The 227-nt window shown below is 63.9% G+C and carries 1 pseudogene; it reads right to left on the bottom strand.

Annotated elements, in window-relative coordinates:
- Positions 1-227 (bottom strand): annotated as a pseudogene (locus tag HJW02_RS13175) (Asp-tRNA(Asn)/Glu-tRNA(Gln) amidotransferase GatCAB subunit B); the annotation flags it as partial.

Below are 227 nucleotides of genomic sequence, written 5' to 3'. Positions count from 1 at the left end.
ACCACTTCTTGGCGCCCGAGGCGGAAGCGCCGGCCTTGACGGTGTCCTCGAGCAGGTCCAGAGCGTCGGCGTTGAGCACGTCGCGCATCTCCAGATCGTTGAAGCCCCACTCGCCCTTCAGGCGGTTGCGGCGCTCACGAGGCATTTCCGGCATCTGGGCCTTCATCTCCTCGATGTGCTCCTTGGTGATGTGCAGCATCACCAGATCCGGATCCGGGAAGTAGCGG

Source organism: Akkermansia sp. GGCC_0220 (genome assembly GCF_017566105.1).
Lineage (GTDB): Bacteria > Verrucomicrobiota > Verrucomicrobiia > Verrucomicrobiales > Akkermansiaceae > Akkermansia > Akkermansia massiliensis.
This window is presented reverse-complemented; position numbering and strand designations above follow the sequence as displayed.